Here is a 3,782-nt window from a genome sequence, read left to right as displayed (position 1 = left end):
CGGCAAATGGTTCAAGAAGGTCGGCGACGCGATCGTCGCCGACGAGCCGCTGGTCGAGCTCGAGACCGACAAGGTGACGGTGGAGGTGCCTGCCGCCGCCGCTGGAACCTTAAGCGAAATCACCGCCAAGGAAGGCGAGACGGTCGGTGTCGGTGCGCTGCTCGGTTCGATTTCGGCAGGTGGCGCTGCCGCCGCACCAGCGACCAAGCCGCAGGCGGTGTCGCAGGCCTCGTCGCCGGATGCGGCATCGACCGGCAAGCAGGCCGCGGCCGAGACCGCCAAGATCGCCGGCGATGCCGGCCTGGTCGAGCCGCGCACCATGCCACCGGCACCGGCCGCGGCGAAACTGATCGCCGAAAGCAATCTCTCGGTCGACCAGATCTCCGGTTCGGGAAAGCGTGGCCAGGTGCTGAAAGGCGACGTGCTCGACGCCATCTCCAAGGGTGCGCCGTCGCAGCCGGCGGAGACGCCGAAGGCGGCACCTGCACCGGTTGCCGTGCGCGCGCCGTCCTCGGGCGACGATGCGTCGCGCGAGGAGCGCGTGCGCATGACCAAGCTGCGCCAGACCATCGCCCGCCGCCTCAAGGAAGCGCAGTCGACCGCAGCCATGCTGACCACCTTCAACGAGGTCGACATGTCAGCGGTGATGGCACTGCGGACCAAGTACAAGGATGTGTTCGAAAAGAAGCACGGCGTGAAGCTCGGCTTCATGGGCTTCTTCACCAAGGCCGTGACACACGCGCTGAAGGAGATCCCCTCGGTCAACGCCGAGATCGACGCCACCGACATCATCTTCAAGAATTATGCCCATATCGGCGTCGCCGTCGGCACCGAGAAGGGTCTTGTCGTGCCGGTGGTGCGCAATGCCGACCAGATGTCGATCGCCGAGATCGAAAAGGATATCGGCCGGCTGGGCATCGCCGCGCGCGACGGCAAGCTGTCGGTCGCCGACATGCAAGGCGGCACGTTTACGATTTCCAACGGTGGCGTTTACGGGTCGCTGATGTCGACGCCGATCCTCAACGCGCCGCAGTCGGGCATTCTGGGCATGCACAAGATCCAGGACAGGCCTGTGGTGGTCGGCGGCCAGATCGTGATCCGGCCGATGATGTATCTGGCGCTCAGCTACGATCACCGCATCGTCGACGGCAAGGAAGCGGTGACCTTCCTGGTCCGCGTCAAGGAAAGCCTGGAGGATCCGGAACGGCTGGTGCTCGATCTGTGAGCAAGGCCAACCGCCCCGTGAGCGGCTGGCTGGAACGGTTCGGGTTCAAACTGGGCCGGGCCGCGGGCGGCGCGCAGCGGACTTTTCGGCGCAGTATTTTCTGGCTTGGCTTGTCCACTGCTGTTCCTTCGCTGGCAATCGCCGCCGGATGGAATCCGGCAAAGGTGAGCAGCAACCTCGGCATCTTTGCCCTTAGTGACGTGCAATTGGCGGAGCGGAAGATAACGGTCACCCCGATCGGCCAACTCGAATTGCCGACGGGCGAGATTATGGCCTGCGATCCTCTGGTCACAGGCGATGACTGGCCAGCATTGAGCCGCAAGGTCAAACCTGGAAGTTATCCGGTTTCTCTGTTCGAGGCCCAGGGACGTGTGGCAGCAGCGTTCCTTCGGCTCCGCCCAGGCACGCCGGTCCGCTGGGAACTGGCGACCTTGCCAGACCAGGACGTGTCGACCCTGAAGGACGACGAAATGTTCGGCTACCCGGTCGAAGCCGGCCTTGGCTCTTTCATGGACAAGACGGCGATGGCGCTGATGTCGGCCGAACAGGACAAGCTCAAGGCCGACGAGAATTACTATGACGACGTGCTGGCCGCCGAATTCGCACCCAACCAGGACAGGTTCGTCATGCATCATCCGGTTGCCGGCAACCCGCTCAACATCGCGATGTTCTGGAGCGGCTGGGGTGATGGATTTTATCCGTCATTCTGGGGACTGGACGCAGCAGGCGAGCCGTTGTTGCTGCTGACCGATTTCGGCGTGCTGGAAAACGCCGATGGCCGCGAGAGCAAGTAGGTCGCGCTGATGCAAAGCGTCCTATCGCCCACTATCCGATGTGCAGCCGGAATGCTGGCCGTGTTGTTCACCGACTCTGCCGCAAATGCCGCCTGTCCGATCGAGCTCGCTGTCTATGGCGACGCCCAGAGCGGCAGCGAAATCGATTTCACGCCCACCGGCACCTCGGCGACGGTCACCAACACGTTCCGGATGATCCTCGACAACAATGTGGTGCTGAACGGCATCGTCATGTGGAACGAGGGCGTGTCGCGGCCGAACGGCGCGCTGATGTACAAATGCCCCGAGGGCGACGTCACCGGCGAGGAGCTTGCCGCCTGCACGCCCTGGCATGGCGTCATCTACACGGCGGATGACAAGGGCAACATCGGGCTGCTGCCGGCCGAAGGTGTCGAAGCGCCGAAGACGCTGATACTGCCGGATCTCGGGCCAGCGTTGCGCCAATCCAGTGCCTATGGCGGCAGCGGGTTTTCGAAAGTGCCGGGGGATGTGTTTGCCTTGAAGGGATGTCAGGAATGAGCGGGACGCAAAAGGTGCTGCTGGTCACCGGCGGCAGCCGCGGCATCGGCGCGGCGATCTGCCGGTTTGGATCGAAGGCCGGCTACAGGGTCGCGGTCAACTACGCTGCGAATCAGGACGCCGCCGATGCACTGGTCGCGGAGATCGAGGCTGCCGGCGGCGAGGCTTTTGCGGTCAAGGGCGATGTCGGCAGCGAGGCCGATATCGTGGCCATGTTCGAGGCCGTCGACCGCGCCTATGGACGGCTCGATGCTTTCGTCAACAATGCCGGCATCGTCGACGTCAAGGCGCGCGTCGACGAGATGGATGTTTCGCGGCTGGAGCGCATGATGCGCATCAATGTCGTCGGCTCGTTCCTCTGCGCCCGTGAGGCGGTCAAGCGCATGTCGACCCGCCATGGCGGGTCGGGCGGATCCATAGTCAACATCTCGTCGGCCGCGGCGACATTGGGCTCGCCGGGCGAGTACGTCGATTATGCCGCCTCCAAGGGCGCCATCGACACCTTCACCATCGGGCTCGCCCGCGAGGTGGCGCTGGAAGGCATTCGCGTCAATGCGGTGCGCCCTGGCATCATCGACACGGACATCCACGCTTCCGGCGGGCAGCCGGACAGGGTGGAGCGGTTCCGCGACCTGCTGCCGATGAAAAGAGCCGGTACAGTGGATGAAGTCGCGGGCGCGGTTCTCTATCTTCTCTCCGACGCCGCGTCCTATACGACAGGCGCGATCCTGAATGTAAGCGGCGGCCGCTGAGCGCTCTCAAGCATATCGAGCATGATGTTATCCAAAAACCGCGTCACACGGCATCATGCTCAAACAGAAGGACAGTATCATGGCTTATGACGTCGTTATCATCGGATCGGGACCGGGCGGCTATGTCTGCGCCATCAAGGCGGCGCAGCTCGGGCTCAGGGTGGCGGTGGTCGAGAAGAACGCGACCTTCGGCGGTACCTGCCTCAACATCGGCTGCATCCCTTCCAAGGCGCTGCTCCATGCCTCCGAGATGTTCGCCGAGGCCGGTCACTCCTTCGACACGCTCGGCGTCGAAATATCGGCGCCGAAATTGAACCTGAAGAAGATGATGGCGCACAAGGATGCGACGGTGTCGTCGAACGTCAACGGCGTCGCCTTCCTGTTCAAGAAGAACAAGATCGACAGCTTTCGCGGCACTGGCAAGGTGGTCGCGGCCGGCAAGGTGTCGGTGACGGCTGAGGACGGCAAGGTCGAGGAGATCGAGACCAGGAA

General features: G+C 63.5%; 5 protein-coding genes. All 5 read left to right on the top strand.

The window, feature by feature from the left end:
• Positions 1-1,225 (top strand): 2-oxoglutarate dehydrogenase complex dihydrolipoyllysine-residue succinyltransferase (odhB, locus tag EN750_RS23145; protein ID WP_127397754.1); only part of this gene is annotated, 1,225 nt, incomplete at its 5' end.
• Positions 1,226-1,320: 95 nt separating this feature from the next.
• Positions 1,321-2,019, top strand: a complete 699-nt coding sequence (locus EN750_RS23140) for a DUF4241 domain-containing protein (RefSeq protein ID WP_164748784.1) — start codon at positions 1,321-1,323, stop codon at positions 2,017-2,019.
• A 51-nt stretch (positions 2,020-2,070) separates the two neighbouring features.
• Positions 2,071-2,538, top strand: a complete 468-nt coding sequence (locus EN750_RS23135; RefSeq protein ID WP_245482778.1) for a hypothetical protein — start codon at positions 2,071-2,073, stop codon at positions 2,536-2,538.
• The gene (locus EN750_RS23130; RefSeq protein WP_127397752.1) at positions 2,535-3,290 is read left to right on the top strand and encodes an SDR family oxidoreductase; all 756 of its coding nucleotides are present in this window, start codon (positions 2,535-2,537) and stop codon (positions 3,288-3,290) included. The genes EN750_RS23135 and EN750_RS23130 overlap by 4 nt, the downstream gene beginning before the upstream one ends.
• Before the next feature lie 79 nt (positions 3,291-3,369).
• The coding region (locus EN750_RS23125; RefSeq protein ID WP_245482777.1) for an FAD-dependent oxidoreductase at positions 3,370-3,782 on the top strand (413 nt) is incomplete at its 3' end.

The organism is Mesorhizobium sp. M7A.F.Ca.ET.027.03.2.1 (genome assembly GCF_003999175.1).
Lineage (GTDB): Bacteria > Pseudomonadota > Alphaproteobacteria > Rhizobiales > Rhizobiaceae > Mesorhizobium.
The sequence above is the reverse complement of the archived record's forward strand: the minus strand, read 5'-3'. Positions and strand labels throughout refer to the sequence as shown.

What these genes read in the sequence shown, in the direction of transcription:
- EN750_RS23135 (WP_245482778.1), top strand. Translation starts at nt 2,071, where the DNA reads ATGCTGGCCGTGTTGTTCACCGACTCTGCCGCAAATGCCGCCTGTCCG.
- EN750_RS23130 (WP_127397752.1), top strand. Translation starts at nt 2,535, where the DNA reads ATGAGCGGGACGCAAAAGGTGCTGCTGGTCACCGGCGGCAGCCGCGGC.